Origin of the sequence: Streptomyces sp. DH-12 (genome assembly GCF_002899455.1) — a bacterium.
Classification (GTDB): domain Bacteria; phylum Actinomycetota; class Actinomycetes; order Streptomycetales; family Streptomycetaceae; genus Streptomyces.
The window spans coordinates 5,338,636-5,355,041 of sequence record NZ_PPFB01000001.1 but is presented as its reverse complement, the minus strand read 5'-3'; the positions used below and the strand labels follow the sequence as shown (position 1 = coordinate 5,355,041).

The 16,406-nt window shown below is 74.9% G+C and carries 17 protein-coding genes; 10 read left to right on the top strand and 7 right to left on the bottom strand.

Annotated elements, in window-relative coordinates; translation table 11 throughout:
• Positions 1 to 151: 151 nt before the first annotated feature.
• The 4 genes from C1708_RS23025 to eda all read left to right on the top strand — a co-directional run bounded on the left by C1708_RS23025 (position 152) and on the right by eda (position 3,103).
• Positions 152 to 907, top strand: coding sequence for a MerR family transcriptional regulator (locus C1708_RS23025; protein WP_106414453.1), 756 nt, complete (start codon positions 152 to 154; stop codon positions 905 to 907).
• Positions 908 to 956: 49 nt separating this feature from the next.
• Positions 957 to 1,565, top strand: a complete 609-nt coding sequence (locus C1708_RS23020; protein WP_106414452.1) for a hypothetical protein — start codon at positions 957 to 959, stop codon at positions 1,563 to 1,565.
• Positions 1,566 to 1,592: 27 nt separating this feature from the next.
• Complete coding sequence (yaaA, locus tag C1708_RS23015) at positions 1,593 to 2,375, top strand: peroxide stress protein YaaA (RefSeq protein WP_106414451.1); 783 nt, start codon at positions 1,593 to 1,595, stop codon at positions 2,373 to 2,375.
• 77 nt (positions 2,376 to 2,452) lie between these two features.
• Positions 2,453 to 3,103, top strand: a complete 651-nt coding sequence (gene eda, locus C1708_RS23010; RefSeq protein WP_106414450.1) for a bifunctional 4-hydroxy-2-oxoglutarate aldolase/2-dehydro-3-deoxy-phosphogluconate aldolase — start codon at positions 2,453 to 2,455, stop codon at positions 3,101 to 3,103.
• 17 nt (positions 3,104 to 3,120) lie between these two features.
• On the opposite strand, the gene C1708_RS23005 is transcribed toward eda, so the two are convergent.
• Genes C1708_RS23005 through C1708_RS22995 form a run of 3 tightly spaced genes read right to left on the bottom strand, consistent with a single transcriptional unit; the run spans position 3,121 to position 6,222 of the window.
• Entirely contained in the window at positions 3,121 to 4,527 is a 1,407-nt protein-coding gene (locus C1708_RS23005; protein WP_106414449.1) for a bifunctional RNase H/acid phosphatase, read from the bottom strand.
• Between the two features lie 34 nt (positions 4,528 to 4,561).
• The gene (locus tag C1708_RS23000; RefSeq protein WP_106416444.1) at positions 4,562 to 5,305 is read right to left on the bottom strand and encodes a zinc ribbon domain-containing protein; all 744 of its coding nucleotides are present in this window, start codon (positions 5,303 to 5,305) and stop codon (positions 4,562 to 4,564) included.
• The gene (locus C1708_RS22995) at positions 5,302 to 6,222 is read right to left on the bottom strand and encodes a Nif3-like dinuclear metal center hexameric protein (RefSeq protein WP_106414448.1); all 921 of its coding nucleotides are present in this window, start codon (positions 6,220 to 6,222) and stop codon (positions 5,302 to 5,304) included. Before C1708_RS22995 ends, C1708_RS23000 begins: the two co-directional genes overlap by 4 nt.
• A gap of 246 nt (positions 6,223 to 6,468) precedes the next feature.
• Between C1708_RS22995 and C1708_RS22990 the strand changes: the two genes are divergently transcribed.
• Together C1708_RS22990 and C1708_RS34465 are read left to right on the top strand one after the other, a co-directional pair.
• Positions 6,469 to 7,689 carry a hypothetical protein gene (locus C1708_RS22990; protein WP_106414447.1) on the top strand — a complete coding sequence of 407 codons (1,221 nt, stop codon included), beginning with the start codon at positions 6,469 to 6,471 and terminating at the stop codon, positions 7,687 to 7,689.
• Positions 7,690 to 7,786: 97 nt separating this feature from the next.
• Positions 7,787 to 7,954 (top strand): hypothetical protein, encoded by a 168-nt coding sequence (locus C1708_RS34465; RefSeq protein WP_198602571.1) that lies wholly within the window; start codon positions 7,787 to 7,789, stop codon positions 7,952 to 7,954.
• A gap of 400 nt (positions 7,955 to 8,354) precedes the next feature.
• On the opposite strand, the gene C1708_RS22985 is transcribed toward C1708_RS34465, so the two are convergent.
• Positions 8,355 to 9,788, bottom strand: coding sequence for an MFS transporter (locus tag C1708_RS22985; protein WP_106414446.1), 1,434 nt, complete (start codon positions 9,786 to 9,788; stop codon positions 8,355 to 8,357).
• A 267-nt stretch (positions 9,789 to 10,055) separates the two neighbouring features.
• Between C1708_RS22985 and C1708_RS22980 the strand changes: the two genes are divergently transcribed.
• The 4 genes from C1708_RS22980 to C1708_RS22965 all read left to right on the top strand — a co-directional run bounded on the left by C1708_RS22980 (position 10,056) and on the right by C1708_RS22965 (position 13,077).
• Positions 10,056 to 10,715 carry a class I SAM-dependent methyltransferase gene (locus C1708_RS22980; RefSeq protein WP_106416443.1) on the top strand — a complete coding sequence of 220 codons (660 nt, stop codon included), beginning with the start codon at positions 10,056 to 10,058 and terminating at the stop codon, positions 10,713 to 10,715.
• 9 nt (positions 10,716 to 10,724) lie between these two features.
• Positions 10,725 to 11,690, top strand: coding sequence for an N-acetylmuramoyl-L-alanine amidase (locus tag C1708_RS22975; protein ID WP_106414445.1), 966 nt, complete (start codon positions 10,725 to 10,727; stop codon positions 11,688 to 11,690).
• A gap of 162 nt (positions 11,691 to 11,852) precedes the next feature.
• The gene (locus C1708_RS22970; protein ID WP_106414444.1) at positions 11,853 to 12,671 is read left to right on the top strand and encodes a DUF5336 domain-containing protein; all 819 of its coding nucleotides are present in this window, start codon (positions 11,853 to 11,855) and stop codon (positions 12,669 to 12,671) included.
• A 112-nt stretch (positions 12,672 to 12,783) separates the two neighbouring features.
• On the top strand, positions 12,784 to 13,077 hold the full coding sequence (locus tag C1708_RS22965) for a hypothetical protein (RefSeq protein WP_106414443.1): 294 nt from the start codon (positions 12,784 to 12,786) through the stop codon (positions 13,075 to 13,077).
• A gap of 25 nt (positions 13,078 to 13,102) precedes the next feature.
• Here the strand turns inward: C1708_RS22965 and C1708_RS22960 are convergent, their stop codons facing one another.
• Genes C1708_RS22960 through C1708_RS22950 form a run of 3 tightly spaced genes read right to left on the bottom strand, consistent with a single transcriptional unit; the run spans position 13,103 to position 16,388 of the window.
• A complete protein-coding gene (locus tag C1708_RS22960) occupies positions 13,103 to 14,206 on the bottom strand; it encodes a prenyltransferase/squalene oxidase repeat-containing protein (protein WP_106414442.1) in 1,104 nt (367 codons plus the stop codon).
• Positions 14,203 to 14,943, bottom strand: coding sequence for a class I SAM-dependent methyltransferase (locus tag C1708_RS22955; protein ID WP_106414441.1), 741 nt, complete (start codon positions 14,941 to 14,943; stop codon positions 14,203 to 14,205). The genes C1708_RS22960 and C1708_RS22955 overlap by 4 nt, the downstream gene beginning before the upstream one ends.
• Positions 14,937 to 16,388: a glycosyltransferase family 4 protein gene (locus tag C1708_RS22950; RefSeq protein WP_106414440.1), complete on the bottom strand. Its 1,452-nt coding sequence runs from the start codon at positions 16,386 to 16,388 to the stop codon at positions 14,937 to 14,939. Before C1708_RS22950 ends, C1708_RS22955 begins: the two co-directional genes overlap by 7 nt.
• Positions 16,389 to 16,406: the final 18 nt, after the last annotated feature.

Here is a 16,406-nt window from a genome sequence, read left to right as displayed (position 1 = left end):
CTTCGGTCGCTCGCCGGACTGGACCATCGGGTGATCACCTGACCGTGGAATCGGGAACCGTTCCCTCGATCGTGGCACAGGATCACGGCCCCCGTCGGACGCCACAGCGTTCGCTTGACCCTGCCGCGACGTCAACGTTTCTACTGGGGGCATGCGGATCGGAGAGCTGGCCGCGGCGGTCGGGGTGACCACGCGGGCCGTGCGGCATTATCACCATCTCGGGCTGTTGCCGGAGCCGGAGCGGCTCGGGAACGGGTACCGGGACTACACCCTGCGGCACGCCGTCGTGCTGGCGCGGATCCGGCGGCTGACCGAGCTGGGGCTCGGGCTCGCCGAGGTGCGGGACGTCCTCGCGGACGACGCGGGCAAGGATCTCGCCGAGGTGCTGGCGGAGCTGGACGAGGACCTGGCGCGGCAGGAGGAGGCGATCCGGGAGCGGCGGGCGCGGCTGCGGGCGCTGCGGGAGTCGGAGGGCGGTACGGCCGCCGAGGGCCCGGTCTCGCCGGAACTGGCCGCGCTGTTCCGGGACACCGCCCATCTGACCGGCTCCCCCATGGCCGCGAAGGACCGCGAGATCCTCGCGCTGATCGAGACCTCCGCACCGCCGGAGGAACGGAAGCGGCTGATGGGGCTGATGAGCGGGGTGGTCGGGGCGCCGGGCGGGACGGAGCGGGCCATGACGGTGTACCGGCTGCTCGACGAGCTCGCCGGTGCCGGCCCCGACGATCCGCGGGTCGACGACGCCGCCCGCGCGCTCGCGGAGTGCGTGCCCGCCGAGCTGCTGCCCGAGGACGCCGTCCTCGACGAGGGCAACAGCTTCCTGGCCGCCCTCTACGCGGACTTCGCCCCCGCCCAGGCGGAGGCCTTCCGCAGGGCGCTGCGGATCGTGGCGGAGGGGCGGGCGTGAACCGGCGAACGGCACGAAAGGTTCCCGTACGGGAGAGAGGGGTGGGGCGATGAGGGCGGCGGTGCGGGTGGGGTGGGCGCTGGCGCGGCACGAGGCGCGGCTGATGGCGAGCCTCGCGCTGTGGCTGGCGCGGCGGACGCACGGCGTACGCGAAGGCACGGCGTTCGGGTACGCGCGCGGTGAGAAGGCGATGATGTTCGGGATCGCGTTCGTGTGCGTGGTGGAGACGGTCGCGATGTCCGTGCTGCTGGCCGACCGGCCGACGCTGCACGCGGTGGTGCTCTTCCTGGACGTCTACACCGTCGTCGTCGTGATCGCCCTGTACGCCGCCTCCGCCGTACGGCCGCACGTCGTCGGCCCCGACGGGCTGCGGGTCCGCCGGGCCGTCCACGTCGACCTGCGGATACCGCGCGAGCGGATCGCGTCCGTGCGGCGCGAGCTGCGGATGACGCACGCGGAGGCGGACGGGGAGCTGAACCTCGCCGTCGGCTCGCAGACGACCGTGACGGTGGAGCTCGCGGAGCCGGTTGCGCACCGGTCGTTCTTCGGACGCGCCCGGGACGTGCGCGTGCTCCGCTTCCACGCCGACGACGCCGACGGCCTGGTGCGGGCGCTCACCGCCGCCGCGCCGGGGCCCGCGGACCACGCCGTACCCTGACAGGCGAGCTCGACCGAAGGAGTACGTGTGCTTGTCCTGCTGCCGCCGTCCGAAGGCAAGGCCGCTTCCGGCCGCGGTGCCCCGCTGCGGACGGAGTCCCTGTCGCTGCCGGGACTGAACGCCGCGCGGGAGGAGGTCCTCGCCGAGCTGGTCGACCTCTGCTCCGGCGACGAGGACAAGGCACGCGACGTGCTCGGGCTGAGCGAGGGCCTGCGGGGCGAGGTCGCGAAGAACCGCGAGCTGCGCACCGCCGGCGCCCGTCCGGCCGGGGAGATCTACACCGGGGTGCTGTACGACGCCCTGGACCTGGCCTCCCTCGACGCGGCGGCGAAGCGGCGGGCGGCGCAGTCGCTGCTGGTGTTCTCCGGACTGTGGGGCGCGGTCCGCGTGACCGACCGGATCCCCTCCTACCGCTGCTCGATGGGGGTCAAGCTGCCCGGCCTGGGCGCGCTGGGCGCGTACTGGCGGGCGCCGATGGCTCAGGCGCTGCCGGAGGCGGCGGGGTCGGGGCTGGTCCTCGACCTGCGCTCGACCGCGTACGCCACGGCGTGGAAGCCGAAGGGCGAGGTGGCCGGGCGGACGGCGACGGTCCGCGTGCTGCACGCGCCGACCCGCAAGGTGGTCAGCCACTTCAACAAGGCGACCAAGGGCCGGATCGTCCGGAGTCTGCTGACGGCCGGGGCCGCGCCGCAGGGCCCGGCGGAGCTGGTGGAGGCGCTGCGGGACCTCGGATACGTGGTGGAGGCCGCGGCGCCCGCCCGGGCGGGTACGGCGTGGAAGCTGGACGTCCTGGTGGACGAGGTGCACTGAGCGCCCTCGATGGACTTCGGTTGCACCCTGCGCAACGGTCTTTGCGCAGGGTGCGTGCCGACGGCAGGATGAGCGCCATGAACGCTCCCCTGCCGTCGTCCGGCACGCCCGCTCCCGTCTCTTCGGTGCTCGGTCTCGCTCCCGTGGTCCCCGTGGTCGTGGTCGAGGACGCCGCCGACGCCGTGCCGCTGGCGCGGGCGCTGGTGGCGGGCGGACTCCCCGCGATCGAGGTGACGCTGCGGACCCCGGCCGCGCCGGACGCGATCCGGGCGGTCGCCGCCGAGGTGCCGGGGGCCGTGGTCGGGGCCGGGACGGTGCTCACGCCGGAGCAGGCGAGGGGCGCGGTGGCGGCCGGGGCGCGGTTCCTGGTCAGTCCGGGGTGCACGGACACGCTGCTGACGGCCCTGCGGGCGTCGGGGGTGCCGTTCCTGCCGGGGGTGTCCACGGCGTCGGAGGTGATGGCGCTGCTGGAGCGCGGGGTGCGGGAGATGAAGTTCTTCCCGGCGCGGGCGGCGGGCGGCCCGGCGTATCTGAAGTCCCTGGCGGGACCGCTGCCGCAGGCGCGCTTCTGCCCCACCGGGGGGATCGGCCCGGACACCGCCCCGGAGTACCTGGCCCTCCCCAACGTGGGCTGTGTCGGCGGGAGTTGGATGCTGCCGGAGGACGCGGTGGCCGCCCGTGACTGGGACCGGGTGGAGCGGCTGGCGCGGGAGGCGGCGGCCCTGTAGTCCCCGCGGTCTCCCGCCTACCGCAGGTGGGACGTGTCGTTGAACAGGCGGACGCTGGCGTTGCCGTCGGCGTAGTACGCCACGGCGGACAGCGAGGCGGCGGACAGTTCCATGCGGAACAGCGCCTCGGGCGGGGCGCCCAGGGCGAGCCGGACCAGGGTCTTGATCGGGGTCACGTGGGTGACCAGCAGGACCGTGCGGCCCCGGTACTCGGCGAGCAGCTTGTCGCGGGCCTCCGCGACGCGGGCGGCCGTGGCCGCGAAGCTCTCGCCGCCGCCGGTGGGTTCGGCGTCGGGGGACGCCAGCCAGGCGTTCAGGTCCTCGGGGTGCCGCTCGCGCACCTCGCCGAAGGTGAGGCCCTCCCAGGCGCCGAAGTCGGTCTCCCGCAGCCCTTCCTCCACGGCCACGTCCAGACCGAGCCGGGCGGCGACGATCCGGGCGGTCTCGCGGGTACGGGCGAGGGGCGAGGCCACGACCGCCTGCACGGTGCCGCGCCGGGCGAGCGCGGCCGCGACCTTCCCGGCCTGCTCGCGCCCGACGTCCGAGAGGGAGGGATCACTGCCCCCGCTGCCCGAGAACCGCTTCTGCGGGGTGAGCGGCGTCTCCCCGTGCCGCAGCAGCACGAAAGTCGCCGGCGCCCCCATGTCGGCGGGCGCCCATCCGGAGGACGGGGTGGCAACGGCCCGCGCGGCCCGACGGTCGGCGTCGGCGGCCGCGGAGCCGCTTCCCGCCGCGTCGGAGGCGGCGGCACCGCGTTCCGCAGAGGCGGCCTCGCCGCCGCGCCCCCGAGCCGCGCCCGCCGAGCCCGAACCGCCGGCCCCGGCACCGCTCGCCGCTGTGGGACGCCGCCTCGGCCCCGGCTCGCCCGGCTCCGCGGCGCTCTCCGCCCCCGACGCCATCGCCGCGCGCACCCGTGCCGCCCCCGCCGTCGCGTCACCGGGCGGGCCCTCGGGGGCCGGTACGGCCGGGGGCGTGTCCAGGTCGGCGCGGCCGGCCGCGGGGGACCATGCCTCGCCCCGCTCGCCCGCGTCCATCGCCTCGTTGGCCAGGCGGTCCGCGTGGGTGTTGCGTGCGCGGGGGATCCACTCGTAGGTGACCCGGTCCGGCGGGAAGACCGTCGCGGCCTCCGCCGCGAGCGGCTTCATCGCCGGGTGCTTGATCTTCCAGCGGCCCGTCATCTGCTCGACGACGAGCTTGGAGTCCATCCGGACGTGGACCCGTGCCTCCGGGTCCAGCTCACGCGCGGCGCGCAGGCCGGCCAGCAGGCCCCGGTACTCGGCGACGTTGTTCGTGGCGACGCCGATGTACTCGGCCGCCTCCGCCAGGGTCTCCCCCGTGGCCGCGTCGCTGACCACGGCCCCGTAACCGGCCGGTCCCGGGTTGCCCCGCGACCCGCCGTCCGCCTCCACGACGAACTCCCGCATCGGATTCGGTCCCCTGTGAGCCCCGCCGCTCCCCCTACAGTCCCGACTCCGCCGTGCGGACCAGGATGCGGCGGCAGTTCTCGCAGCGCACCACGGTGTCCGGGGCGGCGGCACGGATCTCGTTCAGCTCGGTGATGGCCAGCTCCTGACGGCATCCCTGGCAGGTGCGCGCGTACAGCTTGGCCGCGCCGATGCCGCCCTGCTGCTCGCGCAGCTTGTCGTACAGGCTGAGCAGAGCGGTCGGCACGGACGCGGCGACGACCTCGCGCTCCTTCGTCACGGAGGCGGCCTCGCCGTCGATCTGCTCCAGCGCCGCGTCCCGGCGGGCGGTCGCGTCGTCGACCTTGCCCTGGACGGAGCCGACCCGCTCGGTGAGTTCGGCGACCCGCTCCTGGGCGGACTCGCGGCGCTCCATGACCTCGAGGACGACGTCCTCCAGGTCGCCCTGACGCTTGGCGAGGGAGACGATCTCGCGCTGGAGGTTCTCCAGGTCCTTGGGCGAGGAGACGGCTCCGGAGTCGAGGCGCTTCTGGTCCCGGGCGGCGCGCTGGCGCACCTGGTCGACGTCCTGCTCGGCCTTGGTCTGCTCGCGCGCGCAGTCGCTCTCCTCGGTCTGCGCGGCGACGAGCAGGTCGCGCAGCTGGGCGAGGTCCCGGTTCAGCGACTCGATCTCGGCGTGCTCCGGGAGCGACTTCCGCTTGTACGCGAGCTGCTGGAGGCGGACGTCGAGGTCCTGGACGTCGAGGAGTCGGATCTGGTCGGCGGGCTCGGCGTTCAGTTGGGGGCTCCAGATGTGTCGGAATCCAGAGGGGCGCGCGCGGCGCCCCCCGGAAGGGTGGCGGTGGGTGACGGGTGGGCGCCGGACGACGCCGCGTGGGCGGTCCAAGGGTCGGTGACCGTGCGCGAGACGTGGACCCGGAGGTTCCAGCCGTGCCGGTCGGAGATCTCGTCGAGCTGGGCGGCGGCCAGCTCGCACCAGGGCCACTCGGTGGCCCAGTGCGCCGCGTCGAGCAGCGCGAGAGGACTGTGGGCCTGGTCCGCCATGAACTCGGACGCCGGGTGGTGGCGCAGGTCCGCGGTGAGGAAGGCGTCCACGCCGGCCGCCCGGACGTGGTCGAAGAGGCTGTCGCCGGAGCCGCCGCTGACGGCGACCGTCCGTACCGGCGCGTCCGGGTCGCCCGCAACGCGGACGCCCTGCGCGGTGGCGGGCAGCCGTTCGGCGGCGCGGGCGGCGAACTCGCGCACGGTGAGCGACGGGTCGAGCTCGCAGACGCGGCCCAGCCCCCGCCGCCCCTCGGGGTCGGAGGGGTCCGGTACCAGGGGCCGTACGACCCTGAGGCCGAGCGCGCCGGCGAGGGCGTCGGAGACTCCCGGGTCGGCGGTGTCGGCGTTGGTGTGGGCGACGTGCAGCGCGATGTCGTTCCTGATGAGCGTGTGCACCACGCGGCCCTTGAAGGTGGAGGCCGCGACGGTGGTCGTGCCGCGCAGGTAGAGCGGGTGGTGGGTGACCAGCAGGTCGGCGCCGAGCTTCACCGCCTCGTCGACGATCTCCTGGACCGGGTCGACGGCGAACAGGACGCGCGTGACCTCCTGGTCCGGCTCCCCCACGACGGTGCCGACCGCGTCCCAGGACTCGGCCCGCCCGGCGGGCCACAGGTTCTCCAGCGCGGCGATGACTTCTGACAGACGGGGCACGCCGCCAAGGCTACCTGGCCCTTTCGCACGGCAGTACCGGATCCGGTCCCCGCGCGGTCCCGCACCCCACCCGCGGTGCGCCACGGCGCGGCACCCGCCGAGCACCCGCCGAGCACCGGTGGAGCACACGGCTCGCGCCTCCTCGGCAGAATCGTTCCTGGAGCACCCGTACGTGTGAAGCGCGCCCCTCCGCTCCGCCGCCTCCGTCCGCGGAAATTACCGTTCGTCACCGGAGGTGACCGAGAGATGACGGTCTGCGCCATCGAACCTGCGGCGGCACACGAGAACGGAGCGGGACGGGCGGGCTGCACCATCACCGCGGACGGCTGTTACGCCGCCCGTCTGGCCCTCGCCGGCGACTCCCTGTTCCCGGAGCGCTGGACCCTGGACGGCCCCGAGCCGTACGCGGTGCCGTTGCCCGGCAACCAGCCGGAGGAGCCCGGCACCGAGGTACAGCCCCTGAGCGACGGCCGCGTCCTCATCCACCGGCTGGTGGACGGGCGGCACGCCTTCTCCCTGCTGTACCCGACCGGACCCGGCACCGGCGAGCTGCCGCTCGGCACGATCGCGTGCCCGGACGGGCAGACCCGGCTGCGGCTGCTGCCACCGGCCCCGGACGGCCGCCGGGCGTACGCCCTCGCCGCCGGCCGGGACTCGGCGGCGGTGTGGCGGGTGGCGGGCGGCGCGTCCGGGCCCGAGCGGGTCGCGGAGATCCCCGGCCGCTGCTCGGGCGGGGTGTGGCTGGACCGCGAGGGCCGGATGCTGGCCCTGGACCGGGAGGCGGACGGACGCACCAAGTCGGTCGTGGTCGACCTCGGACGCGGCGGCGAGGTGTCCCCGCTGCTGCAGATCACTCCCGGCAGCGACGACCGGGTCCTGCTCGCCGACCCGGACAGCGGGCTGCTGCTGATCCGCTCGGACGCGCCCTCCCCGGGGGAGGAACGGCTCGGCTGGGGGGTGCTGGGCAGCACCCTGCCCGTGCGGTTCCCCGGGTGTCTGCGGCTGGCGGACCGCACGGTCACTCCGTTCGCCGTGCAGCCGGGGCAGGTGCTGAGCCCGGAGGGCTGCGCGGTGGCGCTGCGCGTCGAGGGGGCGGGCGGCGGCTGGATCGGGCTGTGGCGCCCCGCCGAACGGCGCGTGCACCACGTCCCCGCCCCGGCGGGATGGCTGACCGGCACGGGGCTGTGGACGGCGTCCGGGACGCTGCGGCTCCCCTGTTCCACCGGGGCGACGCCCTGCGGTGTGGCCACGCTGACGATGCCGGGGGAGCGACAACGGCCGGAGGACGACCCGCCGCGGGGCGCCGCCGCGGGCGCGGAGCCTTCGCCTCCGCGCCAGGAGCCATTTACTGGTCAACTTCCGACCCGTACAACGAAGATGACCGTCCGTCACCTCAACTCGCCGGCCGACGTGCCCCGTCCCGTGCCGCTCCAGCAGGCACCCCTCGGGCGGCTTGTAACGAACTAGCGGCGGTTGGCGCGGCCGCCTGGATCCGGGGTGCGGTGGGCCGGTTAGACTCGCCCGGCTGCAGGAAAGATCATGTTTACGGGGTGAATTCCTTCCGATGAGCGACGTCATCACGCACGAGCCGCAGTCCGTCGAGCACGAGCAGGTCGCCGCGGGTCACGGCAGGCACCGGGGGCCGGTCTCCACGCAGGACACCGAGACGTCCCCGCGCGGCCGGCACCGCAAGCCGACCCAGGAGAACGAGCACGTGGAGTCGGCCGCCTGACACCAGGTCGGCGGCCTCGCCCCCCGCGGGCGGCACGGAAGAGCGGCCCCGGTCGTCGGACGACGGCCGGGGCCGCTCCCGTGTCCGGGGAACCTCTGCGTCCGCCTGGCGTTCACCACGCATCCGTGCGGCGCCCGGGACGTCGTGCCGCGGCGGCGCCCGGCGCCGGGCCCGGTCCGCTCACCGCCCGCGCACGCGACGTGCTGCGGGAGTCCGCGGGCAGCGTCCGCGGCGGGGCGACCGCCGCCCGCCCGCCCCCGTCCGGGTCCACGGTCCGCGCACCACCGCCTGTCCGCGGCCATCGGCAGGACGGGCACGCGTCACCGCACGGGGGCCTGGCACGAGGTCCGCGAGCGGGGCCGGCTGTGACGCCGGGGCCGGACCCCGCCCTCGGGACGGTTCAGCCCGTCTGCCTCGCCGGGGTGCGCGGCAGCCACGCCCACATCAGGACGGCGCCCACCGCCAGGACGGCGGTCCCGGTGGTGAAGACGAGGGCGTAGCCCTCGGTGAGGGCCTCCGGGGTGTCGCGGCCGTCCGTGCGGGCCGCCGCTATGGTGGCCATGACGGCGAGGCCGAGGGAACCGCCCATCGTGCGGGAGGTGTTGACCAGGCCGGAGACCACCCCGGCCTCCTCGGGCGCCGCGCCGGACGTCGCGAGGGAGGCCAGCGGGGTGCCGGCGAGGCCCGCGCCCAGCATCATCAGGACGCCGGGCAACATGATCGCGGTGAGGTAGTCGCCGTCCGCCGTCATCGTGGACTGCCAGGCGAAGCCGGCCAGCGCGACGAGCGTGCCGAGCACGGCCACGGCGCGCGGCCCCGTCGCCCGCATCAGACGCGGGGCGACCTTGGAGCCGATGATCACGGCGAGGGAGCTGGGCACCAGGGCGAGGCCGGCCTCCAGCGGGGTGTAGCCGAGGACGTTCTGCGCGTAGAGGGTCATGAAGAACCACATGCAGAACATCGCGGAGCCGCTGAGGAACATGGCGACGTTGGCGGAGGCCACCGACCGCAGCTTCAGCAGCCCGAGCGGCATCAGCGGGGACCTGGCGCGGGCCTCGACGAGCACGAACAGCGCGACGAGGGCGAGCCCCGCGCACAGCGGCACCACGGTGGACACCGCCGTCCAGCCGACGGCCTCGGTCTGGGAGACCCCGTACGCCAGGGTGGCGAGGCCGGCCGTGACGAGCACCGCGCCGGGCAGGTCGAGGCGGCGGCCCTCCCCGGCGCGGCTCTCGGTGATCCAGCGGGCGGCGGCGGCCAGCACGACCGCTCCGACGGGCACGTTGATCAACAGCACCCAGCGCCAGGACAGCGCCTCGACGAGCACCCCGCCGACGAAGCCGCCCGCCGCGCCGCCGCCCGCGCCGACGGCGGTCCAGGTGGCGATGGCGCGGGCGCGGGCCGCGCCCTCCGCCACCGCCGAGGTGACGAGGGTGAGCGTGGAGGGCGCCAGGACGGCCGCCCCGAGCCCCTGCACGGCCCGCGCCACCAGCAGCTGCCAGCCCTCCTGGGCGAGCCCGCCGGCCAGCGAGGCCAGGGTGAACAGTCCGAGCCCGACGAGGAACATGCGCTTGCGTCCCCAGAGGTCGCCGGCCCGGCCGCCGAGCAGCATGAAGCCCGCGAAGGCGATGGAGTACGCGTTGACCACCCACTGCAGGCCCTGCTCGTCCAGCGCGAGGCCGGTGCGCAGGGAGGGCAGCGCCACGTTGACCACGGAGATGTCGAGCACGACGAGGAACTGGCCGGCGCAGGCGAGCGCCACCACCAGCCAGACGGGCGGTGCGGAGCGGGCGGGGACGCGGGTGGTGTCGGGGGCTTCGAGCATGAGGGTCATGCTCTCAACCGCCGCGCGCGGCCCGCATCGGCATTTCGTCGGACACCCGTCTCCTTCCCCGGACCGAGCGCGGTCACCTCCTCACGATGCCGCCCGGCGGACGGCCTCCCCCGCCGCGCAAGCCGGACCCGCGCGACCGGACAGCACCAGCGCGGGGCGTACGCCGGCCGGACGGCGCCTCGGCGTCACCCCCCTCATCACCCCCGCCGGGGCCTGCGGCAGCATGACCCCGTGGAAACTTCTGTGACCCCCGAAGAGGCGTCCCCCGTGGCGAAGGCGCCGGAGCCCGCGATCCTGGCCGCGTTCGAGGCGGCGAAGGGGTTCATGCCGCTGGACGAGGGCCTGGCCCTGTACGCGGCGGCGGCCGAGGCCGGCCGGCTGGGCCTGCCCCTGCTGGAGATCGGCACCTACTGCGGCCGCTCCACGATCCTGCTCGCGGACGCGGCCCGCGCGGCCGGCGTCACCGCCCTCACCGTGGACCACCACCGCGGCAGCGAGGAGCAGCAGCCGGGCTGGGAGTACCACGACCCGGAGACCGTCGACCCCGAGCTGGGCGTGATGGACACCCTGCCCGCCTTCCGGCGGACCCTGCACCGGGCGGGCCTGGAGGAGCACGTGGTGGCGCTGGTGGGGCGCTCCCCGCAGATCGCCGCCCTGTGGGCGCGCCCCCTCGGCCTGGTGTTCGTCGACGGCGGCCACACCGACGAGCACGCGAGCGCCGACTACGAGGGCTGGGCCCCGCACGTCGCCGAGGGCGGGCTGCTCGTCATCCACGACGTCTTCCCCGACCCGGTGGACGAGTTCACCGGGCAGGCCCCGTACCGGGTGCACCAGCGGGCCCTGGCGTCCGGGGAGTTCACGGAGGTCTCCGCCACGGGTTCGCTGCGCGTCCTGCGCCGTACGGGTGCGGCCGCCGCGCACCGTTAGGGTGGCCGGGTGTCGTACACAGGTCCCGACTTCGATCCGCCCCCGCGGCGGCGGTCCCGCCGCGGTCCGCTGACCGTGGCCCTCGCCGCGCTCGTCTGCGGCGGGCTGCTCGGCTGGGGCGTGTACGCGGCGACGGGCGGCACGGACGACGACGCGGCGGGCGCGGGGGCCGAGGGCTCCCCGTCGGCCGCGTCCCGCACGCCGTCGCCCACCGCCTCCTCCCCCGCCGCCTCGCCGTCCGCCGGGGACGAGGGGTCCCCCGGCTCGCGGGCGCCCTCCGCGTCGGCGCCCGCCGCGGCCGGCCCGCTCAAGGGCAAGGTGGTCGTCATCGACCCGGGACACAATCCGGCGAACTTCGAGCACACGGCCGAGATCAACCGCCAGGTGGACGTCGGCACCCACCGCAAGGAGTGCGACACCACCGGCACGTCGACCGATGACGGGTACGCGGAGGCGGAGTTCACCCTGGACGTCGCCCACCGGATGCGGGCCGTCCTGGAGAAGCAGGGCGCGACGGTGAAGCTCACGCAGGACGGCGACCGGCCGTTCGGGCCGTGCGTGGACGAGCGGGCCCGGATCGGCAACGCGGCGAAGGCCGACGCCGTCGTCTCGATCCACGCCGACGGCTCCGGCGCCGGCAACCGCGGCTTCCACGTGATCCTGCCGGGCGAGGTGAACGCCGGTGAGGCGGACACCCGCGCCATCGTGGAACCCTCGCGCGAACTCGGGGAGCGCATCGCGGGCGCCTTCGTGCGCGTCACCGGCACCGCGCCGTCCAACTACATCGGCGGCGGCACCGGACTCGTCACGCGGAAGGACCTGGGCGGTCTCAATCTGTCAACGGTTCCGAAGGTGTTCGTCGAGTGCGGGAACATGCGCGACGGCAAGGACGCGGCGCTGCTGAGCAGCGGCGCGTGGCGGCAGAAAGCGGCGCGAGGGATCTCCGAGGGAATCGTGAGCTTCCTGCGCGGGTAGGGATCGGCACGCTGGTCCGGGCGGACAGCCCGGTCCCGCGGACGATAGTGTCCTCCGTACGATCGGGGGTCACCCCCGCGCTTCACACCGGACCACCCCACGGGGCGACATGGTGACGGCGACGCCTCTTCCGACGACGAGACGACCTACGAAGGACCTGAAGTGAATATCCGCTCCCTCACTCGAGGCGACGGCGTGGTGATCGGAGCAGCCGTACTGCTGTTCATCGCGTCGTTCCTCGATCTGTACTCGATCGACGGCGCCCCGGACAGCACGGACATCCCCAGCCTGTGGGCGAGCGGTCCGGTGCTGCTGAGCGTGGTGCTGGCGGGACTCATCGCCGCGGCCCTGATCGTCGTCGCCCGGGGTCTGCCGCAGGCGCCGAAGGTCGCGGGTCTGGATCTGGCGCCGTTCGGTGTGGCCTTCGCGGTGTTCGCCGCCTGGAGCGCGCTGGGCAACGTCTTCGACCCGGCGGGCGGCCTCGACAACTTCGACGGCGCCGGTGACGGCCCCGACGCGGGCCTGGGTGTGATCCTCGCTCTCGTCGCCACGCTGGTGATGGCGGCCGCCGCCGTGGCCACGCCGCTGGTCCCGGCGCTCAAGGGCGCGCTGCTCCCGGCCCCCCGTCCCGCCGCCGCCCCGCAGCAGCCGTACGGCGCGCAGCCGCCCGGCGGTTACGGCTACCCGGGCGCCCAGCAGGCGTCCTTCGGCGGCGGCCAGCCCGGCCAGCCGTACGGCGGTCAGCCGCAGCAGGGCCAGCCGGCCGCGCCGCCCTCCGCCCCCGACTTCTCCCCGTTCTGGTTCGCCGTGCCGGTGCCGCGTCCGCTGTTCCCCGAGGACGGCTCGCCCACGCCGATCGCCGAACTGGCCCCGGGTACCTGGTACCTGGCGGTGGAGCAGCGCGGTCAGGCGCTGATCGCGCAGACGCAGGACGGCCGCCGCGGCGTCCTCCAGGACACGTCGGGCATCCAGCGCGGCTGAGCCCCGTCCCCGTCCCCGACGGCCCCTCGCCCCTGCGGGCGGGGGGCCGTTCGCGTGCGCGGTCCGCGAACAGGACTGGTTTCAAGCGGGCGTTCGGGGCCAGACGGACATCATGTCCCCTCGATATCGCTCTGGTTCCACCTCCGCGGGAACGGTCGTCGCGGTGATCGCGGACGTCATGGCCTTCATCCTCGGACTGTGGATCCTGATGTATCTGCTGGACGCCAACCGGGCCAACGATCTGGTCCAGTTCGTCCATGACGCGGCCAACTGGCTCGCCGCCTGGTCGCGGGACCTGTTCACCTTCGACGAGGAATGGGCCCGGGTGGTCTTCGGCTACGGACTCGCCGCCGTCGTCTACCTCTTCGTCGGCCACGCCATCGCCGGCCGCCTGCGCCGCCACTGAACCGGGCGGCCCCGGACCGGGCGGTTCAGGCGTCCGGGCAGCAGTCCGGGTCCATGCCCTTGGGCAGCTGGTCCCCGCCGAAGACCGCGCAGGTCGGCTCGTGACCGCCGAGGGCGGCGACGGCCAGCAGCAGCGAGCCGGCCGTCCAGGTGGTCAGCTCGCGCGGCCAGACCGCGTCGTCGTCGAAGACGTACCCCGTCCAGTACAGGCCGCTCTCCGGGTCGCGCAGGTGCTGGATGGACTGGAGCACCTCCAGCGCGCGGTCGGACTCGCCCGTCGCCCACAGGGCCAGGGCGAGTTCGGCCGACTCGCCGCCGGTCACCCACGGGTTGGGCACCACGCAGCGCACTCCGAGGCCGGGCACGACGAACCGCTCCCAGCCCTCCTGGATGCGCTCGCTCGCCTCCGCGCCGGTCAGCGCGCCGCCGAGCACCGGGTAGTACCAGTCCATCGAGTAGCGGTTCTTGTCGAGGAACCGCTCCGGGTGGCGCCGGATGGCGTGCCGCAGCGCGCCCGCGGCCAGCTCCCAGCCGGGCTGGGGCTCCTCGCGCTGGTCGGCGATGGCGAGGGCGCAGCGCAGCGCGTGGTGGATGGAGGAGGAGCCGGTGAGCAGCGCGTCCGTGACGGGTGTGCCGTCGTCGTCGCGCCGCCAGCCGATCTGCCCGCCGGGCTGCTGGAGCGTCAGCACGAACTCCACGGCCGCGCACACGGCGGGCCACATGCGGTCCAGGAAGGTGTCGTCGCCGGTGGACAGGTAGTGGTGCCACACGCCGACCGCGACGTAGGCGACGAAGTTGGTCTCCCGGCCCCGGTCGGTGACGGCGTGCGGGTCGCCGTCGGCGTAGGCCGCGTACCAGGAGCCGTCGTCCAGCTGGTGGCGGGCCAGCCACAGGTAGGCCCGCTCGGCCGCCTCGTGCTCGCCCGCCGTGTCCAGCGCCATCGCGGCCTCGACGTGGTCCCACGGGTCGAGGTGGTGGCCCCGGAACCACGGGATGGCGCCGTCCTCCCGCTGCACGGCGAGGATCCCCGCGACGGTCCGCGCCGCCTGCTCGGCCGTGAGCACGCCCGTGAGGACGAGGTGTTCGAAGCGGGGGATGCGGGGGTCGCCGGCCGGCCGGGAGGTCGTCACGTGGCGTCCGCCTCGGCGCGCGGCAGGTGCGGCTTGGTCGCGTAGGCCACGAAGCTCTTGCCGATCACCGGGTTCAGCGCCCGCTCGGCGACCCGGGTGGCCAGCGGCTTCTTCATGATGTCCCAGACCAGCAGCTTGTGGTACGCGCGGACCGGCAGCGCCTTGTCGTTGTCGACGCCGAACGCGCACTTCAGCCACCAGTACGGCGAGTGCAGGGCGTGGGCGTGGTGGGTGCCGTAGGGGCGCAGGCCCGCTTCGCGGATCTTGGCGAGGAGTTCGTCCGCCTTGTAGATGCGGATGTGACCGCCCTCGACCTCGTGGTAGGCGTCGGACAGGGTCCAGCAGACCTTCTCCGGGCCGTAGCGCGGGACGGTGATCGCGATCCGGCCGCCGGGCTTGAGGACCCGCACCATCTCGGCGAGCACGCCCTTGTCGTCGGGGATGTGCTCCATCACCTCGGAGATGATGACCACGTCGAAGGACCCGTCGGGGAAGGGCAGGGCGAGGGCGTCGCCCTCCATGGCGGTGGCGGTGGCCCCGGCGGGCGCCTCACCGGCCTCCTTCATCGCCGCGAACCACTTGGCGACCTCGCGGATCTCCTCGCCGTTCTGGTCCAGCGCGACGACCCGGGCGCCGCGCCGGTAGCACTCGAAGGCGTGCCGTCCGGCGCCGCAGCCGAGGTCCAGGACGCGGTCGCCCGGGGCGAGCGGGAACCGGGAGAAGTCGACGGTCAGCACGTGGCCCTGCTTTCACGGTCGGAGGTGTCGGCCGCGGTCACGGGTACGCCGCCCGTGTCCGCGGGAGCGTCGGGGCCGCGGTGCGCGGGCGCCGGGGTCCGCGGGGCCGGGGCCGCCGCGTGCGGGGCCCCGCCCCGGCCGGCGCGGGCGGTCTCGATGGCCTCGCGGTAGCGGGCGACGGTGCCCTCGGCGGCGCGCGCCCAGGTGAAGTTGGCCAGCACGCGCTCGCGTCCGGCGGCGCCGAGGCGGGCGCGCAGGCCGGCGTCGCCGAGCAGCCGGGTCAGCGCGGCGGCCAGCGCACCCGCGTCGCCGGGCGGCACGGCCAGGCAGGTCTCCCCGTCGCGTCCCGCGACCTCGGGGATGGCGCCGCCGGTGGTGGCGACGAGCGGGGTGCCGGCCGCCATGGCCTCGGCGGCCGGGAGGGAGAAGCCCTCGTACAGCGACGGCACGCAGGCGACCTGCGCGGAGCGCACCAGGTCGACGAGTTCGGCGTCGGAGATGCCCTTGACGAACTCGACGGCGCCCTCGAGGCCGTAGCGCTCCATCGCCTGGGCGACGGGCCCCTCGGCGGGCCGCTTGCCGACCACGACGAGGTGGGCGTCGGGCTGTTCGGCGCGCACCTTGGCGAGCGCCTCGACGAGGAAGACCAGGCCCTTCAGCGGCACGTCGGCGCTGGAGGTGGTGACGATCCGGCCCGGGACGACCGCGACGGACGGGTCCGGGGAGAACAGGTCGGTGTCGGCGCCGATGTGGACGACGTGGATGCGGTCCTGCCGCACGCCGAGGTCCTCGACGATCTCGGCGCGGGAGCTGCCGGAGACGGTGAGCACGGACGGCAGCCGGCGCGCGACGCGCTTCTGCATGCGGGTGAACGCGTACCAGCGGCGCACGGACATGCGGCGCTGCCAGTTCCCGGCGGCGTCCAGTTCGAGGCGGCGGTCGACGGTGATGGGGTGGTGGACGGTGGTCACCAGGGGCGCGCCGAGGTCGCCGAGCAGGCCGTAGCCGAGGGTCTGGTTGTCGTGGACGACGTCGAAGTCGCCGCGGCGGGCGCGCAGATGGCGGCGGGCGCGCAGCGAGAAGGTCAGCGGCTCGGGGAAGCCGCCGGTCCACATGGTGCCGACCTCGAGGGCGTCGATCCAGTCGCGGTACTCGTCGCGCTTCGGGGTGCGGAAGGGGTCCGGCTGGCGGTAGAGGTCGAGGCTGGGCAGCTCGGTGAGGCTCAGCCCGTCGTACCCCTCGTCGAGCACCGGGTAGGGCTGGGCGCCGATGACCTCGACGCGGTGCCCCAGGCGGGCCAGTTCGCGGGAGAGGTGGCGCACGTAGACGCCCTGGCCGCCGCAGAACGGGTTTCCCTTGTAGGTGAGGAGCGCGATGCGGAGCGGTCGCGAGCCGTCGGATGCGGGGCCCGCCGAGGGCCCGGCCTGACTGGCCTCAGCGGTCACTGCGGGGCCCCCTTCTGC